Source organism: Oscillatoria sp. FACHB-1407 (assembly GCF_014697545.1).
In the GTDB taxonomy this organism is placed as follows: Bacteria; Cyanobacteriota; Cyanobacteriia; order Elainellales; family Elainellaceae; genus FACHB-1407.
The window spans coordinates 116,452-140,529 of record NZ_JACJSA010000004.1 but is presented as its reverse complement, the minus strand read 5'-3'; the positions used below and the strand labels follow the sequence as shown (position 1 = coordinate 140,529).

The 24,078-nt window shown below is 50.4% G+C and carries 11 protein-coding genes; 7 read left to right on the top strand and 4 right to left on the bottom strand.

Annotated elements, in window-relative coordinates:
• Positions 1–358: 358 nt before the first annotated feature.
• From H6G89_RS08785 to H6G89_RS08775, 3 genes are all read left to right on the top strand, one after another.
• Entirely contained in the window at positions 359–577 is a 219-nt protein-coding gene (locus H6G89_RS08785) for a hypothetical protein (protein ID WP_190505052.1), read from the top strand.
• 94 nt (positions 578–671) lie between these two features.
• Positions 672–1,688, top strand: coding sequence for a medium chain dehydrogenase/reductase family protein (locus H6G89_RS08780; RefSeq protein ID WP_190505050.1), 1,017 nt, complete (start codon positions 672–674; stop codon positions 1,686–1,688).
• A 123-nt stretch (positions 1,689–1,811) separates the two neighbouring features.
• Positions 1,812–2,831, top strand: a complete 1,020-nt coding sequence (locus tag H6G89_RS08775) for a fatty acid desaturase family protein (RefSeq protein ID WP_190505048.1) — start codon at positions 1,812–1,814, stop codon at positions 2,829–2,831.
• A 91-nt stretch (positions 2,832–2,922) separates the two neighbouring features.
• On the opposite strand, the gene H6G89_RS08770 is transcribed toward H6G89_RS08775, so the two are convergent.
• Complete coding sequence (locus tag H6G89_RS08770) at positions 2,923–3,180, bottom strand: tautomerase family protein (RefSeq protein WP_199336618.1); 258 nt, start codon at positions 3,178–3,180, stop codon at positions 2,923–2,925.
• A 38-nt stretch (positions 3,181–3,218) separates the two neighbouring features.
• On the bottom strand, positions 3,219–3,533 hold the full coding sequence (locus H6G89_RS08765) for a cupin domain-containing protein (RefSeq protein WP_190505046.1): 315 nt from the start codon (positions 3,531–3,533) through the stop codon (positions 3,219–3,221).
• A gap of 150 nt (positions 3,534–3,683) precedes the next feature.
• On the opposite strand from H6G89_RS08765, the gene H6G89_RS08760 reads away from it, so the two are divergent.
• A complete protein-coding gene (locus H6G89_RS08760; protein ID WP_190505044.1) occupies positions 3,684–4,541 on the top strand; it encodes an AraC family transcriptional regulator in 858 nt (285 codons plus the stop codon).
• A 98-nt stretch (positions 4,542–4,639) separates the two neighbouring features.
• On the opposite strand, the gene H6G89_RS08755 is transcribed toward H6G89_RS08760, so the two are convergent.
• Both H6G89_RS08755 and H6G89_RS08750 read right to left on the bottom strand, forming a co-directional pair.
• Positions 4,640–4,966: an RNA recognition motif domain-containing protein gene (locus tag H6G89_RS08755; protein WP_190505042.1), complete on the bottom strand. Its 327-nt coding sequence runs from the start codon at positions 4,964–4,966 to the stop codon at positions 4,640–4,642.
• 193 nt (positions 4,967–5,159) lie between these two features.
• Positions 5,160–6,011 carry a hypothetical protein gene (locus H6G89_RS08750; protein ID WP_190505040.1) on the bottom strand — a complete coding sequence of 284 codons (852 nt, stop codon included), beginning with the start codon at positions 6,009–6,011 and terminating at the stop codon, positions 5,160–5,162.
• 205 nt (positions 6,012–6,216) lie between these two features.
• Between H6G89_RS08750 and H6G89_RS35630 the strand changes: the two genes are divergently transcribed.
• From H6G89_RS35630 to H6G89_RS08740, 3 genes are all read left to right on the top strand, one after another.
• On the top strand, positions 6,217–6,339 hold the full coding sequence (locus H6G89_RS35630) for a hypothetical protein (protein ID WP_255519384.1): 123 nt from the start codon (positions 6,217–6,219) through the stop codon (positions 6,337–6,339).
• A 235-nt stretch (positions 6,340–6,574) separates the two neighbouring features.
• The gene (locus tag H6G89_RS08745; protein WP_190505038.1) at positions 6,575–9,940 is read left to right on the top strand and encodes a two-partner secretion domain-containing protein; all 3,366 of its coding nucleotides are present in this window, start codon (positions 6,575–6,577) and stop codon (positions 9,938–9,940) included.
• A 1,000-nt stretch (positions 9,941–10,940) separates the two neighbouring features.
• Positions 10,941–23,405, top strand: coding sequence for a DUF4347 domain-containing protein (locus H6G89_RS08740; RefSeq protein ID WP_190505036.1), 12,465 nt, complete (start codon positions 10,941–10,943; stop codon positions 23,403–23,405).
• Positions 23,406–24,078 lie beyond the last annotated feature (673 nt).

Below are 24,078 nucleotides of genomic sequence, written 5' to 3'. Positions count from 1 at the left end.
GCTCGCGCATCAATGGCGGGCTAATCCACAAAGTTCACTGAAGTGGGCTGAAACTCGTTTTCGGTCTGCTTTGACAGACTTCATACCACTAGAGCACACTTTAGTCGCGGATGAGATAGAGCGAAGGCTTGTTCGCTTTCTTTCTTCTACCGATTGAATGTTTGATTGTGGCAGATCACTGGGTAGGGGCGTTTCGCGAAACGCCCTTACGGAATCCTGTGCAGCGAAGCCAATTCAAATTGGTATTCTAAATTTTTCTCTCCTCACAAGTTCCTCAAAGTGTTGCTTTATTGTGAGAGTGTGAGAACTCATAGGACGCCGTAAGTTTGCATCAATCCAGTTCTAGGAGACGACGATCATGCCTAGAGATGACATAGTTGCAGAGTGCCCAAAATGTGGAAAGCATGATTTCATCCTCGGAGACAACGGTGAATGGATTTGTCTGAATCCGGAGTGCAAGTTTCATGAAAAAACACCTGTACCGGAGGAAGAGGCTCAACCGACTTTGGACATTAGCACTGCACTGTTAACCGCGTTAATGGTTGGGATATTCATGCTGGCTGCTTTGGGGTTATGAATTGATTGGGATTATGAATTGATAATGCTCATTGCTTTGTGATCAACCGTGACGTTTGCAATCAACCGTGACGTTCATTGGGGAGGCATTTGTAATGAAATACAAACACATTGTTCTCGCTCGACATGGGGGTTCTGAAGTCTTGCAGTTTGTAGAAGATGAACTTCCAGAACCTGAGTCGGGTGAAGTGAGAGTCAAAATTTTGGCAACGAGTGTGGCATACACCGATGTGTTAGTCCGGGAGGGATTGTATCCGGGTATTCCCAAGCCACCGTTCTCCCCCGGTTATGAGTTGGTCGGGGTCGTAGACAAACTGGGTACAGGTATAACCGACCTTCATGCTGGACAACGGGTTGCAGCCCTGACTGTGGTTGGGAGCTACAGTGAATATCTTTGTTTGCCTGCAACTGAGTTGGTTCCAGTGCCGGAAACCGTAGACCCACAAGAAGCCGTTTGTCTGATTTTGCAGTATGTCACCGCTTATCAATTGCTGCATCGACTGGCTCAGGTCAAATCGGGCGATCGCCTCCTGGTTCATGGGGCAACGGGCGGTGTAGGCACCGCTCTATTGCAGCTTGGCAAGCTGGCAGCTTTAGAGATGTATGGCACTGCGCCAACGACACAGCAATCATTGGTGGCTCAACTGGGAGCAGTCCCCATCGATTATCAACGAGAGGATTTTGTGACTCGTATTCAGGCACTCACCCAGAATGGTATGGATGTGGTGCTGGATGCGATCGGCGGGTTACATCTGATCCGCTCTTACAAAATCCTTTGCAATGGAGGACGGTTGATCAATTATGGGTTCCGTTCGGCGATGAACTCTAAACAGGGGCGATTGTTAAAACTGGGATTCAACTTTGTTGTGTTAACGCTATTGCAATGGTTGCGTAGCGATCGCCACGTCAGGTTCTACAGCATCACTCAGTTAAAACAGCAGCATCCAGATTGGTTTCGGGAGGATCTGATAACCCTGTTTGACTTACTTCATACAGGGAAAATTAAGCCGATTATTTGCGATCGCTTACCTCTTGCAGAAGCGGCTAAAGCTCATCGGTTGCTGGAAACTTCTACCGTTGGCGGACAGTATGTGCTGATCTGCAACGAATAAACTAATACTCGTGTTAGGGAATGGTAACTTTGTGCGATCGCGTTCTGTCCTTTCAGGGGTGGGTGTCTTACACTCGGTGAATGGGATGTCCCATCCAGTCTTGTGTTGAAGTGTTAGAAAACTATGGTTACTGCCGTTGAGGTCAATCTCACCTCCTTTTTGCATCGCCAAAAACCGGTGTTAAATGCGATCGCCATTTTCTATACCCTCGCTAGTTATGTGGGTGGTATTGCTCTATTGCTGCTACCTAATGGGTGGCTCAATGCATTGGGGGTCGTGGTCTTAACTCACAGCCTGATTTACTCCGCCTATTTGAGTCACGAGTTCATGCACAGTTCCATCTTTGTGGGGCGACGCTGGAATGCGTTCTGGGGCGATGTGATGTTGTGGCTGAATGGCGGATGTTATGGACGGTTTGACGATCTGGCAAAACGACACATCGGTCATCATGTGAATCGGGTAGACTTTGCCGGATTTGATCTGCCCAAAGCACTTCAGCAGATGCCCTCCTGGGTGCGAAACAGCATCTTAACGTTAGAGTGGCTCTACTTTCCAGTGATTTCGCTGTGGTTGCAGTGGCGATCGCTGACGGCTCCATTTTGGCGAGCCGATCGTCGGGAGGAGCGATCGCGCATCGTTGCTATTCTGCTCATTCGAGGTGCTTTATTTACGCTGTTAGGATTCGTCTCACTCAAAGCGTTATTGCTATATTTCGTGGCATACATCGGCATGATTACGGTGTTGCGCTGGATGGATGCCTTCCAGCACACCTATGAAGTGATTCCGATTGACCAACCCTTACCCGATCGCGATCGCGCTCACGAGCAAGAGAATACTTTCTCAACGGTGTTGTCCTTAAAGCATCCCTGGCTCAATGTGTTGTTACTCAACTTTGGCTATCACAACGCACATCATGAACTGATGAAGTGTCCCTGGTATGCGCTGCCAGAACTCGATCGCACTCTCTTTTCGGGTCACGAAGTTCATTACATTCCACTCACGCAGTTGTTGTGGAATTATCATCGCTTTCGCATTACACGCATTTTTTCAGGTCAAGGTGTTGCCGTCGATCAACAACGCAATCCCACACCAGAAACCTTTTACGGAGCCGTCGGCGTCTCATTTTTAGTCATCAATTCATAACATTGATTCCTTCGATCGGGACAGTGCGTTTGATAGTGTGCTTCTGCAACTAAATCATCATCACACTGTCAAACGCTTTTCCCCTCAGCATTTAAGAAATTTGTTGTTTCTTCCAATCGTCCGTCAGCAGACCCGAAAACCCCCAATCCTCCTCTGCAATTTCCTGGATCACAATATGCGTATGTTCGGGTTTCTTACCGAGAATTCGTACCAGTGAATCCGTCACTTCCTTTACGAGTTGAGCTTTTTGTTCTCGTGTTGCACCTTTAGTGATCTGAATGTTGACGTAGGGCATAGAGTTTCCTTCAGCGATCGCCACTGATCTCAAATCTATAGCATCTGTTTCCAAATCTATAGCATCATGTTGCGATCGCGATACTGACAAGACTAAACCGCTCTAGCAGAGAACCAGAATTCGATTTCAGAGGTAGTCTCATCAAATCGAGCCGCATGTGGCTTTTGTGCAGGCACATGATACCAATCGCCCGGTTTGTAGCGGGTTTCCTGACCATCCACAATGAGAATTAACTCCCCTTGAGTAATCACGCCAACGTTATCGGTGTCATGGGTGTGGGATGGAATCACCGTTCCGGATGGATAGGATGCAAATAGAACATCACAATTTTTAGCTTCTAACTTAAAGGCATCAAAAGGACCATCGAATTTGGGGAGCGATCGCAGTTGTTCTGGAAAATGTGTCATTTGTTGTTCTCCATTAACAAGATTGCTAGGGTAGGGGCATTTTGCGAAACGCCTTACAAAACACCTGGCGAGATGAGGTTAAGTTGAGGATAGGATCTAGCCATTAAGCTCGTCTTTCAAAATTCAGCAGGTTTTCAAAATCTTGCTACGATGCCCTCATCTATGGAACACCAGAGCCTACCCCCCATTTATGGAAGACGCCTTATTAGCGATCGCGTCTTGATCGAGTTATGTCCCAAACAGCCTTATTCAGTGCGTTATCGTCCCGACTGGCATATTTTGGGGTTTGCGCTGGAGGGTCAAACTGGGCATGACTCGTTTGATAGCGATCGCGTGCAAGAGTATCACGCTCACCCCAACACCTTTGCCTTTACTCCTGCGGGATGTGAAACCTTTTCTGAATCGAAGCAAGGTGGAGACTATCTCGTGTTTGCGGTATCTCCAGAGTTCTTTGCGCTGTATCTTCAAGATGTTGCGCCCCATCAATCAATTACACTGCATCGACAGTCAAATCTGCGTGATCCACATGTCACGGCGATCGCCCGTGCTGCTCAAACATTGATTGCATCTAATCCTACAGAGGGTCATGGACGACTCTATGCAGAAACTCTAGCAGGGCAATTTGCAGTTCACACCATTTTCGCGTTATCGTCTCGCTCGACCGCACCTAAAACACATCAACTGACTTCCCATCAGATCCAACAAATCGTCGATTTTATTGATGTTAATTTGTGTGAAGATCTCTCGCTCGCTACATTAGCGGATGTCATTGGCATGACTCAATTTCACTTTGCGCGATCGTTTAAAGTAGCCGTTGGACACTCCCCTCATGCTTTTGTCATGGAGCGTCGCCTACTTCGAGCAAAAGAGTTGCTGACTCAAACAACCCTGCCGATCAGCCACATTGCTCTCGATTGTGGCTTTAACAGTCAGAGCCATTTAACTCGATATTTTTCACAGGCATTTAGCATTAGCCCAAATCGCTTTAGGCAAACAGTTCAAGGGTAGAAGGCAGTACCCTCACTCTGATCCTATCTCCTACAGGCAGGAGACTCCATAAAAATAAAGGGTGAGCCATCGCTCACCCTTCAACCATTAAAGACTAATTAGTAACGTTGAGAGGAGTAACCTCGGTTGCGGTTGCCCCAGCTATTGCCGTTGCGATCGCCGCCACCACTACGAGGTCTTTCTTCGCGTGCTTTTGCTTTGTTGACCTTGAGACTACGACCCATCCACTCGGCTCCATCTAGTGCCTCGATCGCAGCATCCTCTTCGGTATCGCTCGACATTTCAACGAAACCAAAGCCTCTAGGACGACCAGTATCACGATCAAGAGGTAGATGAACACGGCGTACAGAGCCATATTCAGCGAAAACAGTCGTTAAATCGTCTTGCGTAACTTCATAGGATAAATTTCCTACGTAAACTGACATGAAACTTCTCCGGAGTGATATTGAAAGTAGCGACTAAAAGCTGGGGGAACGCCTGTCAAAACCAAAAACAAACAAAACAACCGAGAACCGGAAGAAAGCCTGTCAATGCCAGAAACAAACACTACAACCGAGCCTGCGCCTAGACCACAGTTTAACACTGTTTCAAAGCAGTGACGGGAATGTTTACATGAAATCATTCACTTTTTGCGACAAACATGCCATCTTGATAAACCCAGGCAATGCCATCGGGGTCAAGATCCTGGCTCCACGCTGGAAAATCAGCCCGTTCTTTGCGACGGCTAATCGTGCTGCTATTGACTCCCAGGCGACGCGCCAGTTCGCTTCCAGTGACGGGTTTCTCGATATCGATATCATCAATTAAGTCCAGATACATCTGCCACAACATCAGCACGCTGACAAAAATAATCAGCACGATCGCCTCTGGACGACGTAACCAATCCGGCGTTTCTGAAGATTGATTGAAATCTTCGGGGGGTTGGGATGTGTCTGAAACCAGATCAGCGGAGGATGCGGCTTCGGATAAAGACAGATCTGAAGATGGAGCAGTTTGCACAGCAGTTGGGTTGATGGGTTGAACGGGAGTCTGCACGGGTATTGAGGTTACAGAGGGGTTTGTAGACGATGCTAAGTCAGAATCAGATTCTAGCGTTGATGATGCACTTGAAACTGATACTGACGATTCAGCATTTAACGGTTCGGCAGATGAGGTAACTGGGATGGAACCCTCTCCCCACGTTAACGAAATTTCTTGATTCCAGGCGATCGCTTTTTGCCCCAGTTGTCGTCCGTACACTTTCAGCGTGGAGATTGCTTCTACCCCCAGGGTGTTGATACTTTTTTCTAAAAATGCAACAGCACCTTTCGGATTGAGCGTATGCGCCGACTCCAGCAAGATGTGTAAGCAGCGATCGCGCTTAGCCACATGGGCTTTGATGCCCTTAGAGCCGATGACCTGATTGAGCAGGGTCGCAATCACATAGGGATCGCCCTGCCGTGCTAGTGTCAATGTGTCTGGTGCAACCATGACTACAACTTTTAACCTGTGAATTGATTTGGTTCTCAGATCTCAAGAGATTCGTTACCCACAACCCCTGCCATATTTTAGGCTCAATCTCGTTCATAACGGTTGGTTGTTAGGCATTGATTGATGTGATGGTCAATGGTCAATGGTCAATGGTCGATGGTCAATGGTCAATGGTCAATGGTCGATGGTCAATGGTCAATGGTCGATGGTCAATGGTCAATGGTTAATGGTCGATGGTCAATGGTCGATGGTTAATGGTCGATGGTCAATGGTCAATGGTCGATGGTTAGTGGTCAATGGTCGATGGTTAGTGGTCAGTAGTTACTGAACTGACATTGACAAAGTAGAACGCTAGATAGGATGGTTCGTGATTCCCCATTCCCCATTCCCCACTCCCCACTCCCCATTCCCATAAAGACGCGATCAATCGCGCCACTTCCTGTCCCCTATTCCCCACTCTCCACTCCCCATTCCCCCCTTTTGCTTGCAGTGGCTGAACCACACCGCTATATTTTCTCTAGACGCGCCTTTTTAGCCCCTGTGAGAGTGAGGTGATCATGCCCATGCAACGGACGAAAGACTGTGCCCAAGCCCATCTGCTTATGGGATGGGTGCTCGCAGGCGGTGTGGCGTTGTTTTGGGGGGGCGGGTTGAGTGGGGCAGCCTCCGCGCAGATCGTTCCAGACGAGACGCTGGGGGTAGAGCGATCGCACCTCAATCGCAATGTGCAGCGGGGCAACCAACTGATTGACCAGATCACAGGCGGGGCAACGCGCGGTTCCTTGCTGTTTCACAGTTTTGAAGCCTTTAATGTGGGTCAGGGGCAACAGGTCTATTTCAGCAATCCCGCTGGGATCGGTCACATTCTCAGTCGAGTGACGGGCAGCGATCGCTCCGACATTTTAGGAACTCTGGGTGTAGACGGAAATGCCAACCTGTTTTTGTTAAATCCCAATGGCATTCTGTTTGGCGCAGACGCTCGGTTAGACATCCGTGGCTCGTTTGTAGCGAGTACGGCAGACAGTTTTTTATTGAATGATGGGTTGGAATTTAGCGCGACCAATCCCGAAGCACCGCCCCTGTTAGTGGTGAGCTTGCGTCCCGGTCTGCAACCGGGAGGAGTCGCATCGGGAACGATTGTCAGTGCTGGCAATCTGTCAGCGGGACAAGACCTGACGCTGGTGGGCGATCGCCTCGATTTAACGGGGCAATTGCAGGCGGGGGGTGATCTGACGCTGCTAGGAAATGATGTGCAGATTCGCGATAGTGTCACTATTCCATTTGTGGCTAGTGCGACGGGGCAACTGTTGGTGCAGGGCGATCGCACGGTAGATATCTTTGCGCTCAACCATCCCAGCAGTGGACTGTTTGCGGGGGGTGATCTGGTGTTGCGATCGCCCAACGCTGTCACAGGAGATGCTCGCTACACCGCTGGGGGCAACTTTCGGATTGAGCAACCCAACGGTGGAGCCGGAGCATTAACCAGCCCTAATGACCCTGTGATTCGGGCGGGAGGCAACGTCCGTTTTGGCACCTACACTGGCGCATCGCTCCACATCTTTGCCGGGGGTTCCGTGACCATCGATAGCGTTGAAATCAATGCGCCCGATCCGGTTAACGGCATCCAAGAAACAGTCAATTTATCCAATGGTGGGACGATCGCCATCGATGGCAGAACGCGCCCCACGCTTGATGTTCGCGCCGGTACGACGGCTGTGGGTACACCCGGGGTAACCGGCACTCCTCCAGCAGGTCTGGATACTACGGGGGCAGCCACCTCTGGGGCGATCGCCATCAACTCGATCCGCATCAGCCAACCCAATGGTTTGGTGTTCTTAAGCAACCAATATCAGCCGAATGCTGACCTGACCAGCGGCACAATTCGCGTTGGAGCGGTAAATCTCGCCAATGATGCGGGGGGCGGTTCTGTGGTGATTGATGCTCGCGATCGCCTGCAAGTTAGCGGAGTGGTAGACACCTCAGCCGTTACGGGCAATGCGGGTGATGTGCAATTCCTGGCAGAAGGAGATCTGGAGCTACAGCCCGGATCAGAGATCCTGGCACGCGGCTTTGTGGGTGGGGCGATCGACCTGAGCAGTGGCGGGAATCTCTCCTTTATTGGCGATGGAGATCCCAATCCTAACGATGACGATTTTGATATTGAGGCGATCGCATCGGTCACAACAGGAAATGGCACAGGCAGAAATGTGACGTTAGAGGCTCCATCCATTTTTGTCGGCGATAGTGAAATTTTAATTACTTTGGCAGAAGGAGCCACGGGACGAAGCGGTGATCTGACCATCCGAGCAGGGTCATTTGCAACGGACTTTGCCGCCATTGTGACCGATGTGGTGGGCACGGGCACTGGAGGCAATGTGTTGATTGAGGCAGATACGATCAACATGAATAATGTTTTCTTAGGCAGCGTCGTTGCTGAAACTGGAGTGGGTAACAGCGGCACCTTGACGGTCAACGCGCGATTGTTTTCTGGCGTATTTGGGACTCAAATTGGCTCCCAAACGCGGGGGCAGGGTAATGCGGGGGATGTCACCATAAACACCAGCGAATCGATCAGCTTTGATGGGTCTGTGTTTGTTCCAATTCCAGGTGATCCGTTTTTTGCGCCTAGTGGTGCGTTTAGTTCGGCACAACCGAGGGCGATCGGTAGTAGCGGTCGTCTTACCATCACGACTCCAGTCCTCTCCGTCACGAATGGTGCTCAGTTACGAACGACGACAGAGGGATCAGGTAATGCCGGGGTCATTACGATTAATGCCAATGAGGTCACTTTTGATGGCACCACTTCTAACTCGCTGGTGGGTGTCTCGCCTTCAGCTGCCGTGAGTGAGGTATTACGAGGGTCTGACGGTAGAGGCGGTGATATTCGCATCAATACTCAATCTCTGACGGTGACAAATGGTGCCCAGATTCGCGTCACCACCGAGGTTGCCGGAGATGCAGGTAACATTCAGATTAATGCATCAGACTCTGTAACTCTGGCGGGGGCTGATCCCACTCGTCGCCGACTGAGTGGGTTATTTGCTGATACACAGCCTGGATCAACAGGCAATAGCGGTAGTATTACGGTCACGAGCGATCGCATCTCGCTGGAAGATGGTGCTCAAATCGTCGTCGGTAGCCGAGGCACTGGGCAGGGGGGCGACGTTCGGATTCGAGCTAACAGACTGGCATTAGAGAATGACGGCTTCATCTCAGCAGAAACCGCCAGCAACCAGGGCGGTGATATTGAGTTGCAGGTGCGCGACCTGATCACACTGCGCGACAACAGCCGCATCTCGACTACTGCTGGAACGGCGAGAGCCGGGGGCGATGGCGGTAACATCACCATTAATTCGGAATACATCGTGGCGGTTCCCGCCGAGAATAGCGACATCACCGCAAATGCCTTTGAAGGGCGCGGGGGAAATATCCGCATTACCACACAGGGCATCTTTGGCATTGAATTCCGGGAAGAAAACACGCCTCTCAGTGATATCACCGCAACCTCTGAATTTGGGGTGGATGGCGTTGTTGAAATTAACCGCCCTGACGTAGACCCCAGTCGAGGGTTGGTTGCACTACCTGCGGATGTGGTGGATGCCTCTCAACTCATCGCCAGGGGATGCTCTGCGGGAGGCGCGCTAGCGCAGGAATTAGGTGAATTTGTTGTGACGGGGCGCGGTGGTTTGCCCCCCAACCCGACCGAAGCGTTGTCGAATGACTCGGTGTTGGTGGATTGGGAAACGCTGGAAGATGCAACGGCTGGAGTCATCGAATCTGAAACACCTCTCGTCGTGGCTCAGGCTCAACCTATCGTGGAGGCGCAGGGGTTGGTCAGACAACCCAATGGACGAGTCGTGCTGGCAACACAGCCAACCCATGCAACGCCTCACAACCCCTGGATGGCACAGGTGAGTTGTCAAGGATAAGGGAATAGGAATAGGGAATGGTCAATAGTTGATGGTTGATGGTCAATCGTCAATGGTCAATGGTTGATGGTCAATCGTCAATCGTCAATGGTTGATGGTTGATGGTCAATCGTCAATGGTCAATGGTTGATGGTCAATCGTCAATCGTCAATGGTTGATGGTTAATGGTCAATCGTCAATGGTTGATGGTTGATGGTTGATGGTCAATCGTCAATGGTCGATGGTTGATGGTCAATCGTCAATCGTCAATGGTTGATGGTTGATGGTCAATCGTCAATCGTCAATGGTCGATGGTTGATGGTCAATCGTCAATCGTCAATGGTCGATGGTTAATGGTTAATGGTTGATGGTTAATCGTTGGCTGACTACTGACTATTGACTACTGACTATTGACTACTGACTATTGACTACTGACTATTGACTACTGACTATTGACTACTGACTATTGACTACTGACTACTGACTATTGACTACTGACTATTGACTACTGACCCCTAACCACTGGCTACTGACTATTGACTACTGACTATTGACTATTGACTACTGACTGTTGACCCCTGACCCCTGACCACTGGCTACTGACAATTGACGATTGACGATTGACTATTAACTACTGACCCCTGACGCCAAAACTTTGCGTAAAGTTCATTAAGTAACCCGGATGTCCGTAAATTTTCGGTGAAGGTTCGATCTATCACTTCGGTTTACCACTGAATCTGTGTAAATATTCTGAACATAGATAAATTTGGATAACAGTCGAACTCTCTTCGACGTGAACTGGGTTCTCCATCAGGGTCACGATATCTCTGTATTTCCGTTTTGTACCCCACGCCTACAGGGGCGATCGCGATTTGAGTAAGAACAGAATTTAGGGTTACGTGGATGGGTCAGTTCTTGTGAGTCGAACTGTCTAGCATCCTTATTGAGTTTTGGCTTCTAGCCCTCAGCAACCTGCTGCTGGGTGCAATTGTGCTGTTTTGATGTCTTTGGAGAGTTTACAATGCCAGTCCTTCCAGGTCTTGATCGTCACATCCTGCCCATCAAAACCCGTTTGAACGACACTATTGAGGTTACGGCTGACTACAATTACGCCTCATCACAAACAGACTCTCCACGTCCATTGGTTTGTATCGATCGCCAGGTTCCTGACTACTTCAAATTGGTCAATGGTATCGAACCCGATTGTGACATTGCTTTGTTAGACGCCAGTGAAGATGGCATTCTGCAAATCACCCATGCACTCCAACACTACGGTCTAGTCACGGCTCTGCACCTGGTGTCTCACGGTGCCCCTGGTCGCCTTTATTTAGGTAACACCGAACTCAACGAAACAACGATTGAATCATCCGCCGCATATCTGCGTCAGTGGTCAACGCTGCTGGCTCCAGACGCCACAATTTTGGTCTACGGTTGCTCTGTTGCTGCTCACGATACAACTCTGCTGCAACGATTGCATGAATTGACGGGACGGGCGATCGCCGCTTCTAGCACCCCCACTGGAGACGCAGCTCAGGGCGGTAACTGGGATTTAGACGTTGTCATTGGGCGATCGTCAATTGTCAATAGGCGATCGTTGATTGAGCAAGAACAGCCGTCAATCGTCAATCGTCAATTGTCAGTTGAGGCTTTGACCATTGCCCATGAACCATTAACCATTGACCAAAATCGTCAGTCGTCAATCGTCAATCGTCAATCGTCAGTTGAGGCTTTGACCATTGACCATGAACCATTGACCATTGACCAAAATCGTCAGTCGTCAATCGTCAATCGTCAATTGTCAGTTGAGGCTTTGACCATTGCCCATGAACCATTAACCATTGACCAATCTTCCCTTCCTTCTTCCCCTTTCTCCCCCGAAACCCTCGCCACTTATCGCGGGCTGCTCGCTATCTTTACAGTTACCAATACCAATGACAGCGGTGCGGGGTCGCTGCGGCAAGCCATTCTCGATGCCAATGCGAACGGTGAGGCTGACACGATTCAGTTTAATATTCCGACGAGTGACCCAAACTACAACGCGGGTCCCCCGGTTCGCTGGACGATCCGCCCGACTACAAATCTACCTGACATTACAAGCCAAATCACAATTGATGCGGCGACGCAACCGGGCTATGCAGGCACTCCCCTAATTGAACTAAATGGCTCACTCAATGGGTCGCCTGTTGGTATTGGCTTTAACCTGCGCCCTGGCTCAGATGTCAGTACAGTCAACGGGTTTGTCATCAATAACTTTGGCTTTCGAGCGTTTTTTGTCGAATCGAATGGCAACACCTTCCAGGGAAATTACATCGGTACAGATATCACTGGAACCGTTGATCAGGGCAATGGCGGTGGTTTCAGCATCAGTGGCAACAATAACGTCATCGGTGGCACCGGAGCCAATCAAGGTAACCTGATCTCAGGAAATAATTTTGGGATCGATATTGTCGGCAACAACAACACGATTCAGGGGAATCTGATCGGCACGGATGTTACTGGAGTTGTTGCCCTTGGTAACACGTTTGAGGGTATTGCGTTTACATCATCCACAGGCAACCAGATTGGCGGTACAACGGCAGCCGCTAGGAACGTCATTGCCGGAAATGGCGATTACGGCATTTCCTTGATCACTGGCTCCGATAATAACTTCATTCAAGGCAATTACATCGGCGTTGGACTAGATGGCACAACGGCTCTGGGCAACGCCAATAGTGGGATTTACCTGCAAGAGTCCTCGGGCAACCAGATTGGCGGAACAGCAGCGGGAGCCGGAAATGTCATTTCCAGCAACACAGGCGCGGGAATTGAGCTATTTGGTCCTGCGTCAACCTCTGAAAACAATATTATTCAAGGTAACTTCATCGGCACCGATGCCACAGGCACCTTCGATCGAGGTAACACTGTCGATGGCATTCTTTTGCGCGGTGGAGCTGACAACAATACGATTGGTGGTACGACTGCGGCTGCCCGCAACATCATCTCTGGTAACAATAGTTCTGGAGTTGTTATTGCCGACAGTGCAACAGGCAATGAAGTATTGGGTAACTACATCGGCACGAATGCCGCAGGTAACGTAGATCTGGGCAATGGACTCAATGGCGTATTTATCATCGATGCAGCTACCAACACGGTAGGGGGAACTGCCGCAGGTGCGGGCAACTTGATCTCTGGCAATAACCGTAACGGTGTCCAGATTGAAGGAGCTAGTGCTACCGGCAACACCGTGCAAGGCAACTTCATTGGTACTGACCTTACAGGTAATGCCATCCTGAACAATCCGGATGCTGATGGCGTCTTTAGCAATGGCATCAACATCCTAGCTCCCAACAACCTCATCGGGGGCACCACGGCTGGTGCTCGCAACGTAATTGGTGGTGCTAGCAACTCTGGGATCGCTCTTCAAACGGGCAACGCTACTGGTAACACCGTTCAGGGAAATTTTATTGGGGTGGGTGCCAACGGTACTGCGAACATCGGCAACACCTCCAATGGGGTTGACTTTTTCAATGATGGAGGAAGTCAAATCATTGGCGGCATTGCAGCCGGAGCCGGAAACATCATTGCCAATAACGGTAACGATGGGGTGGTAGTCTTAGCTTCTAGCAATAACCAGATTCGAGGTAACTCGATCTTTAACAACGGGCAAGAAGGCATCGACCTGGGCAGCGATGGTGTAACCTTCAATGATGGAGGGGATGGGGATTCGGGTGCAAACAATCTGCAAAACTTCCCTGTGATTCTCACAGCTACCGTTTCGGGTAGTGACACCCTCATCACGGGCGAGTTTAACGGTGAAGCTAATTCAACCTTCGCGATTGAGCTGTTCTCTAACACCGCCAGTGACCCCTCCGGCAATGGCGAGGGACAGACTTACCTGACCACCATCAACATCAACACCGATAGTTTTGGGAACGCCACGTTTAACGAAACCTTGATTGGGGTAGATCTGACAGGACTGTTGGTTACAGCAACAGCTACCGATGCCAGTAATAACACCTCAGAGTTTTCGGCGGCGATCGCCTCCTTTAGCCCCCTTGAAGTCACTAATACCAACGACAGCGGACCCGGCTCTCTCCAGGCTGCCATTGACTTTGCCAATAGCAACCCCGGTGCTGACACCATCACCTTCAACATTCCCACCACGGATCCGGGTTACAACTCTGGCACGGGGGTATACACCATTGATGTATCTTCCACGGCACTGTCGTTAATCACGGATACGGTGAACATTGACGGCACTAGCCAACCGGGGTTTGTGGACGCGCCTATTATCGAACTGACGGGTGGCGGTTCCTTGAATGGATTATTCTTCGACACTGGCTCCAACAACAGCAGTGTCCGGGGGCTAATTATCAATGGATTTGACTTTGGGATCACCCTCGTTTCAGACAATAACACGGTTGCAGGAAACTACTTTGGCACAAACTCGACCGGAACGGCTGCCGCTGCGAGTGGCAATGGCGTTGCGATCGCGGTGAATGGAGCCAATAACACGGTGGGGGGCTTGGTTGCTGCCGATCGCAACCTGATTTCAGGAAATGGCTCCATCGGGTTTGGCGGTGGCATCTTGATCAGTGACTCAACCGCAACCGGAAACACCGTTATTGGTAACTTCATTGGTACGAATATTAACGGTACAGCGGCACTTGGCAATGTCGGCTTTGGTATCCGTGTCACCAATAACGCCAACAACAACACGATTGGAGGCAGCACGCTGGAGGCGCGTAACCTGATCTCTGGTAACAGTGGCAATGGGATTGAGTTTCAACTGTTTGGTGGAGCATTTAACAACACGGTTGAAGGCAACTACATTGGCACCAACGCGGCTGGGACAGGGGCGATCGCCAACGGTGAAGATGGGGTATTTGACGGTGGTAACACCAACAGCATTAGCGACAACGTCATTTCGGGTAATGCGGACGATGGCATCGAACTCAACGAAGCGAATGGCAGCGTCATCGCAAACAACATCATTGGCTTGAATGCCAATGGCGACTCCAACTTAGGTAACGGAGCGGATGGGGTCAACATTATTGGCAGTATCAACAGCGAGGTGAGCGAAAACGTCATCTCCGCTAATGGACGCTATGGCGTCAGCATCTCAACGGAAACGGGTACAGTCTCCAACAACAATACGATCATTGGCAACTTTATTGGCACTGACAGCAGCGGAACCGTCGATTGGGGCAATGCGCTGGATGGTCTCCTAATCGCTAACTCCACCAACAACACCGTTGGAGGTCTGCCAATCCGCGCCCGCAATATCATCTCTGGCAACGGCGAAAATGGGATTGAAATTCTAGATAGCGACCCGTTTGATGGACTCAGCACAACGGGCAACACGATTCTCAATAACTTCATCGGCACCGATGTCACAGGCACAGCCAGTTTAGGCAACGGGACGAACGGTATCTTGATTGGCGACGGTGCAACCAACAACACTATCGGTGGAACCGTTGGTAACTTAATTTCGGGTAACACGCAGGATGGCATTGCTATTACAGGTGACTTTGCCAATGGCAACACCATTTCTAACAACTCCATCTTGAATAACGGTCAATTGGGAATTGACCTGAACAATGACGGCGTTACCGCAAATGATCCAGACGATAGTGACTTTGGCAGCAACGATCTGCTCAACTTCCCGGTGTTGGGAACGGCTGAGGTATCTGGCAGCAACACGACGCTGACTGGCAGCTTTAACAGTGCGCCCAATACGACCTTCACGATTGAAGTTTTTAGCAACACGGCGTCTGATCCCTCTGGTCGGGGTGAAGGAGAAACCTTTGTCACCAGCTTTACGGTGACGACTGACGGAACGGGCAACGCGACGATCAGCGAAGTGATTCCCATTGACCTGAGTGGTCTGTATCTGACGGCGACCGCAACTGACCCCAGCGGCAACACCTCCGAATTTTCTCGCGTTACCCTGGCGGCAGCCAGCAGCCCCCTGGTTGTCACCAACACCAATGACAGCGGACCTGGCTCATTGCGGGCTGCCATTAACTTTGCCAACAGCAATCCCGGTGATGACACGATTACCTTCAACATCCCCATCACCGATCCGGGTTACAGCTCATCCACTGATTCCTTCAGAATCAACTTGCAGTCTGATTTGTCAGTTGGAAGCACCATCACCATCGACGGCACGAGCCAACCCGGATTTGCCGGTGCGCCCATCATTGAACTCGATGGCAGCGGAATTAGTGGCGGACCTGGAATGTTGGTGTTGGGGTTTGGCTCTGACAACAGCATCGTTCGGGGATTAGTATTCAGCAATATCTTGGGCTACGGGATTCAGATTAGTAGCGGAGATGGACACGTTGTTGCCGGTAACTACATCGGCACTGATGTCACGGGTACAGGCACAACCTTGAGCAGCTTTTTTGGGACAGGCATTTTGCTATCCGGCGGCAGCAACACTCGGATTGGCGGCACAACGGCTAGCGATCGCAACCTCATCTCTGGAAACGTAATCGGGATTTCTATCAACAATATTGCTGAAAATGCTCTGATTCAAGGCAATTACATCGGCACGGATGTCACCGGAGAAATCGCTCTTGGAAACACAGTTGGGATTGAGTTCTATGCAGGCAGTACGTTTGCTCCCTCGAACAACATTGTGGGGGGCACCGCTCCAGGAGCAGGCAATATTATTGCTGGCAATACAAGCCACGGTATTGTATTTGGCGAGAATGCAACGATCGATACTGATCCAGCCCGGGGCAATCAGGTGGTTGGCAACTCCATCGGTATTGCGGCTAATGGCGATGCCTTAGGTAACGGTGGAGCGGGGATATTAGTGGAGGATGGAGCCACTGAGATTACCATTTCTCAGAATGCGATCGCCAATAACGTTGGACTGGGCATTGACCTGGGTGGTGACGGCGTCACAGCGAACGATCTGGGTGATGGCGATGTGGGCAACAACGCGCTACAAAACTTCCCGCTCATCACCAATATTACTGGCTCTAATATCATCGGCTCCTTCAATAGCACGCCCAGCAGCAATTTCCGCATTGAGTTCTTTGCCAATGCCAGTCCCGATAGCAGTGGCAACGGTGAAGGTCAGGTCTATCTCGGTTTCCAAAACGTGGCAACCGATGGCAGCGGCAACGCCTCCATTAGCTTTGCCCACACCTTTGATGCTGACTTCCCCTACATCACAGCAACCGCAACCAACACCGCCACTGCCAATACCTCTGAGTTCTCTGCATTGGCTAACCCACTTGTAGTAACGAACACTAATGACAGTGGGTTTGGCTCTCTCCGGGCGGCGATCGCCTTTGCCAACAGCAACCCCGGTGCCGACACCATTACCTTTAGCACGATCGCAAGCTCTCCCTTTGCCGACGCAATCCCCGACACAATCCTGTTAACGTCGGGTGGCTTCAGTATTACTGATGACCTGACTATCACAGGCTTAGGTGCTAACCTACTGACCATTCAACGCGATGCGGGTGCTAGCAACTTCCGTTTATTCACCATTGATGATGGCACTGCCTCTCAAGTCACGGTCGATATCAGTGGGTTTACCCTCAGAGATGGACGTGGTGTAGATGGGGGTGCAATTCTCAACCGAGAAAATTTGACTATCAGCAATAGCACTATTCGAGATAACGTTGCTAGTAACGGCGGCGGAGCCATTTGGAATCAAAACAGCAGCCTGACGATTATCAATAGCCTAATCACTGAGAATGCTTCTACTGCTCAGGGAGGTTCAATTTATAGCGAAAGCAGCACGGTTAATATTCAAAACAGCCTAATTTCTGACAACACCACTAGCGGAACTGGCGGCGGTATTTGGAGTGGTTCCGGTAATCTGACCATTGTTAGCAGCACCGTCTCTGATAACACAGCAAGTAGTAGTTTTTCTTCTGGCGGCGGTATTTTTTCTGGAAATGGTAATTTGACCATTGACTCCAGCACGATTGCTAATAACAGCTCAGGTGGCTTTGCGGCTGGCATTTGGCATGCAGTGGGTACTACTACCATTCGTAACAGCACTATTTCAGGAAACATTGTCTCAGGTACTAGTGCATTCAATGCTGGTGGTGGGGTTTACAACAACAGTGGACTGGTTACGATTAGCAATAGCACAATCACCAACAACACATCCCTAAGTGGCTTTGGAAGTGGTGTTGTGGCTAATCGCGATAACCTTGCACGCATCGACGTCGTTTCCAGTATTATTGCAGGCAATGTCAGCAGCGATGTTGATGTAATTGGTACGGCAAGTACAACAAACTTCTTCTTTAGTGATGGCAACAACCTGATTGGCACAGGTAATGCCCTGTTAGATAGCGGTAACGGCAGCGGCTTTACCCAACCAACTGACATCACAGGAGTTACTGACCCTGGATTGAATCCACTAGCCAATAATGGCGGACCCACTCAAACCCATTCCCTGACCGACACCAGCCTAGCTCGTGATGCGGGCAGCAACCCCGATGGACTAACAACCGACCAACGCGGAGCAGGCTTCTCACGAGTCGTCGGCAGCAGTGCTGATATTGGGGCATTTGAGGCTCCTGAGGTAGTTGATCCACTGATTGTCACCAATACCAATGACAGTGGAGTGGGTTCTCTGAGAGCCGCCATTGACTTTGCCAACAGCAACCCCGATGCAAGCACCATCACCTTCAACATTCCGGGGGGTGGCGTTCAAACCATTAACCTGCTTTCTGCTCTGCCTACGCTGAATAGTCAGGTCACCATTGATGGCACAACCCAACCCGGTTTTGCAGATTCACCACTGATTGTTCTCAACGGGGCCAGTGCTGGTGCAGGGGTTAATGGCTTAACCCTAAATAACTCAAACACCATTCGAGGACTCGTCATTCAAGGCTTTAATGGGTCAGGCATTCTGATTTCTGGCTCTAGCAACGTTGTCCAGGGGAACTACATCGGAACCAACGCTCTTGGAACAGGGGCGATCGCCAACACAGACAACGGCATTCGCATCAGTGGCAATGGCAACTTCATCGGCGGTTCCCTGGCAGGACAAGGAAACGTTATCTCCGGTAACGGCGATCAGGGGATTGCGATTCTAGGCAATAACAACACCGTCCGGGGCAACATCATTGGTTTAGCGGCTAATGGCACAGCGGCTCTGGGCAACCTGGATGATGGTATTTTGATTACCCTGAGTGCCTCCAACAACACCATTGGTGGAACGACAACGGGCGATCGCAACGTCATCGGCAGCAACAGCAACAACGGGGTGTCTATTAGCACCGGAGCCGCCAACAACATCGTTCAGGGCAATTACATTGGAACCGCTGCGGATGGTATAACCGCTCGTGGCAATGGCATTCACGGCGTTTCTATTGGCAACGGTGCAATAAATAACGCAATTGGTGGCACAACAGCAGTTTCTGGCAACCTGATTGCCAATAACGGTGCTGATGGGGTGTCAGTGTTTGGCACCTCGACAACGGGCAACACTGTTCAAGGCAATAGCATTTTCAGCAATGCCGGTTTAGGAATTGACCTGGGTAACAACGGTGTAACGGCTAACGATGCAGGCGACGGTGATGCGGGAGCCAACGGACTGCAAAACTTCCCCGTCATTACCGGGGCAAGTTCCAACAGCTTTTTTGGCACCTCGCTGGCAGGTACCCTGAACAGCACTGCCACTACGACGTTCCGGTTGGAATTCTTCAGCAACACAACTGCTGATGGCTCCGGAAACGGCGAAGGGCAAACCTTCTTAGGCACAGTGGATGTCACCACAGATGACGCTGGCAACGCCACCTTTAGCCCATCCTTTTTAACGGTGGTTCCGCAGGGGCAGTTCATCACCGCAACGGCGACCAATCTCACAACGAACGAAACCTCTGAATTCTCCACGGCTCGTGTTGTGAGCAGTCCACTCGTCGTCACCAACACCAACGACAGCGGGGCAGGTTCCTTGAGAGAGGCGATCGCCTTTGCCAACAGCAACCCCGGTGCTGACACGATTACCTTCAACATTCCAGGTAGTGGGGTTCAGACGATCAATTTGCTCTCGGCTCTGCCCAGCATTACTGGCTCAGTCACGATCGATGGCACTACTCAACCCGGATATACAAGCACTCCCCTCATTACCTTGAATGGCAGTGGAGCAGGTTTTGGGGTAACCGGGCTAAACCTGATTGCAGGAAACAACACCATTCGAGGATTGGAGATCACCCGCTTTAGCCGAGGCATCGGCATCTCCAGCAGCAATAACACCATCCAGGGCAACAGTCTGACTCTGAATACCTTTGGTATCAGTGTGGATTCGGGAACAAACAACCAGATTGGGGGCACCAGTGCTGGAGCAGGCAACGTCATATCCGCTAACTTCAGCACTGGGTTGGTGATCAATACCTCCGGCACCACCGTGCAGGGCAACCAGATTCAGGGGAATACCGTTGGTATTTCCATCTCCGCTGGAAACAACACGATTGGAGGTGAGGTAGCAGGTGCGGGTAACGTGATTACCAATAGCCAGGATGATGGCATTGCCATTACCGGGGCAGGCTCGACGGGCAATCTGATCAGCCGCAACTCCATTCACAACAATGGGTCAATTCCGACGGCAGATGATCTGGGTATCGATTTAGGGGCAGACGGGGTAACCGCTAATGATGCGGGTGATGGCGATACTGGAGCCAACGGACTGCAAAACTTCCCGGTGATCACAGCCGCAACCCTTGACGGCAGCGTTACTCGCGTGGCGGGCACCTTCAATAGCACGCCTAACACCACCTTCCGTCTAGAATTCTTCAGTGACCCTGCGCCTAACCTCGCTGGCACCTGGGAAGGGGAAACATTCTTAGGATTTTTGGATGTTGCGACGAATGCCTCTGGCAATGCCACCTTTAACACTTCCTTTGCAACGGCAGTTCCTCTAGGACAGGCAATCACCGCAACCGCCAGAAATCTCACGAACAACAACACCTCTGAATTTTCAGCGGCAAGGGTTGTGACGGGTATTCCTACCGTCACCCTCGGACTCACAGGTAGTCCCCTCGCTGAAAATGGCGGTGTGGCAACCGTGACAGCAACGCTGTCGAACGTCTCGGCGCAACCTGTCACAGTTAACCTCGGCTTTAACGGCACGGCAACTAACACTACCGACTACAACCGCTCCGGCACCTCTATTGTCATTCCGGCGGGTAGTTTGACAGGCAGCATTACTCTAACTGGGGTCAACGACCTGTTAGACGAGGCAAACGAAACTATCGTCGTCGATATCCTTAGCGTCACTAATGGTACAGAATCAGGTGTTCAACAGGTGACAGCCACAATCACCGATGATGATCTACCTCCAACGGTTTCTATTAGCCCTGCCTCAATTGTTCAAAACGAGGGTAACAGTGGCACCACAGCTTACGTCTACACTGTTTCACTTTCCGCTGCCAGTGGGTTACCAGTCACAGTCAACTACACCACGAACAATGGAACAGCAACGGCAGGCAGTGATTACATTGATAACGATGGTTCCCTCACCTTTAATCCTGGTGGACCGCTGACTCAAAACATCACTGTCTTGGTGAATGGCGACACCACAGTCGAACCTACCGAAAACTTCACGGTCACGCTCAACAGTGCCGCCAACGGTACGTTAGGAACAAGCAGTGCCACAGGAACAATTACCGATGATGACCTGGTGGTTTCAATCAGTCCTGTAACGCTGATCCAAAGCGAAGGCAACAGCGGCAACACTGCTTTTGTCTTTACGGTGACGATATCAAACAACCCAACCTCTAACGTCACGGTTAACTATACGACTAACAACGGAACGGCGATCGCTGGTAGTGACTATACCGACAACGATAGTTCTGTTGTCTTCACACCGGGTGGTGGTCTGACGCGCACTATCACCGTCAATGTCACAGGTGACACTATCTTAGAAACGAATGAAACTTTCACCGTGACCCTGACCAGTGCAACGGGTGCAACCATTGGCACGAGCACCGCGACCGCTACGATTAACAACGACGAAGCGATCGTGAATCTCAGCCAACTGATTAACAGTGGTCGAGCCGTTACCTTCACTGGACTGGCTTCGGGCGACTTTACAGGTGGGTCGGTTGCCAATGCTGGAGATATCAACGGAGACGGAATCGATGATCTAGTTATTGGTGCTCGTGGGGCAAACCCTAATGGACGCGCCGACTCCGGCTCAGCCTATGTCGTGTTTGGCACCACCAATGGCTTCCCCGCATTGTCTACCCTCAATGGCACCAACGGCTTCAGAATTGATGGCATTGCTGCATCCGATGGGCTGGGTAATGCAGTCAAATCTGCTGGAGATATCGACAATGATGGGATTGACGACTTGATTCTTGGGGCGCGTGCGGCTGACCCCAATGGCAGAAGTGATTCGGGTCAAACTTACATATTGTTTGGCTCCCGCAGTCCTTTCTCAAGTGTGGTTAACCCTGCTAACCTCACCCCCACCAGCACCACTACACCAGCAGGCTTCCGCCTCACAGGTGCCAGTTCATTTGATTTGTCGGGGGGTTCCGTCAGTAGTGCCGGAGACATTGATGGGGACGGATTTGATGATCTGCTGGTCGGAGCAGTGGGCGGTGATCCAACCAGCACTCGCTCAAATGCCGGATATGCCTACATTGTGTTTGGTCGAGCCAGAAACAGTCTCACCGCTAACATTAACCTCTCAACCCCAACGACTAACAGCGTTGTGCGGCTGAATGGCATTGACGCAGGAGACAACACTGGATACTCCGTGAGCAATGCTGGAGACATCAACGGGGATGGACGGTCTGACCTGATTGTCGGAGCGATCAACGGCGACCCCAATGGCACTAACTCCGGTGAAACTTATGTTGTGTTTGGTAGTTCCTCCCTCAAAACACCCTCTGGAGCGCAGTTCAACCTGTCTACATTGAATGGCACGAATGGATTTAGACTCGATGGGGGAGCCGCCAGTGATAACTCTGGTTTTGCCGTCAGTGCGATCGGTGATATCAATCATGATGGCATTGCGGATTTGGCAGTAACGGCTCCCTTTGCTGACCCCAACGGACGTAGCAACTCTGGTGCAATCTACGTTGTATTTGGTAGAACGAGCGGTTTCTCAACTAACCTCAACCTTTCAACCCTTAATGGCACCAATGGCTTCCGACTGAATGGCATCGACATCGGTGACTTTGCTGGAGTTTCGGTCAGTTCAGCGGGAGACTTTAACCGTGACGGAGTTGGAGATTTGCTGATTGGCGCACCCAATGCTGATCCAAATGGGGTTGATTCAGGCGAGGCGTATATCGTGTACGGACGCAAGGCAGGAGATCCCTTTGCTGCCAATATCAACCTATCAACCCTCAACGGTTCAAACGGCATCATCATCAACGGGTTAGTCACTAACAGCTTCTTTGGTTACGCAGTTGCATCGGGTAACTTTAATGGTGGTGGGGACACCGATTTGTTAATTGGTGCTCCTGGCAGTGGCAATGGTGCAGCTTATGCCATCTTTGGCACAGCCTTGAGCTAATTGTTGATCAATTTCTCTATGAAGGTACAGAAGTCGGAGTTATGACAAAACTCCGGCTTCTTTGAATCAGTGACCTCCAATTCACATATAGCAACTGTCAGACAGTTGAGACAAGGGATTGTGGGGATTGCGTCCCCAGCAAGGGTTTCCATCCCTGCGCCCCGTCCTAACTAACCCCTCGGTTGCTATCGAATCATGGATTTATAGCCGTAGCCACATTCGATGAGGCGGAGGCGAGTCATACCGATCTAAATGGTTTCCAGTGCAGATGCAGACGTTTGTAGGGGCGGGTTTAGCGGTTTACTAACGGCAAATCCAAGAACTTATCTGAAAAACCCGCCCCACCGACATCTACCAAATATCGAACTTATTTAATTCCCATTTCATAGAGACTGCATCAAAGATCTCTTGACATTAAACAAAATTTATATCAAGTATTTTTGTTTACACTGATTTCATACAAATCCGTTTCAGATAAAAGACAGTTTGATGATCCTGACTAACCATTAGTAGCTTGTAAAGTGAATGAGGAGAACTCTCAAAACTGCCGCCAGCCAAGATTTATGCATCTATATCTTTTACTCAAATGCATCTTTGCTTAATCTTTAAGCCTTCAACAAAGATTGTATTCTTTTGCTGAAGCTAAGTGAAAATACTGGATTCAAAAATCAAT

Coding starts and splice junctions, on each gene's coding strand:
- H6G89_RS08785 (WP_190505052.1), top strand. CDS start 359: ATGCCTAGAGATGACATAGTTGCAGAGTGCCCAAAATGTGGAAAGCAT.
- H6G89_RS08780 (WP_190505050.1), top strand. CDS start 672: ATGAAATACAAACACATTGTTCTCGCTCGACATGGGGGTTCTGAAGTC.
- H6G89_RS08775 (WP_190505048.1), top strand. CDS start 1,812: ATGGTTACTGCCGTTGAGGTCAATCTCACCTCCTTTTTGCATCGCCAA.
- H6G89_RS08765 (WP_190505046.1), bottom strand. CDS start 3,533: ATGACACATTTTCCAGAACAACTGCGATCGCTCCCCAAATTCGATGGT.
- H6G89_RS08760 (WP_190505044.1), top strand. CDS start 3,684: ATGCCCTCATCTATGGAACACCAGAGCCTACCCCCCATTTATGGAAGA.
- H6G89_RS08755 (WP_190505042.1), bottom strand. CDS start 4,966: ATGTCAGTTTACGTAGGAAATTTATCCTATGAAGTTACGCAAGACGAT.
- H6G89_RS08750 (WP_190505040.1), bottom strand. CDS start 6,011: ATGGTTGCACCAGACACATTGACACTAGCACGGCAGGGCGATCCCTAT.
- H6G89_RS35630 (WP_255519384.1), top strand. CDS start 6,217: ATGGTCAATGGTCAATGGTTAATGGTCGATGGTCAATGGTCGATGGTT.
- H6G89_RS08745 (WP_190505038.1), top strand. CDS start 6,575: ATGCAACGGACGAAAGACTGTGCCCAAGCCCATCTGCTTATGGGATGG.
- H6G89_RS08740 (WP_190505036.1), top strand. CDS start 10,941: ATGCCAGTCCTTCCAGGTCTTGATCGTCACATCCTGCCCATCAAAACC.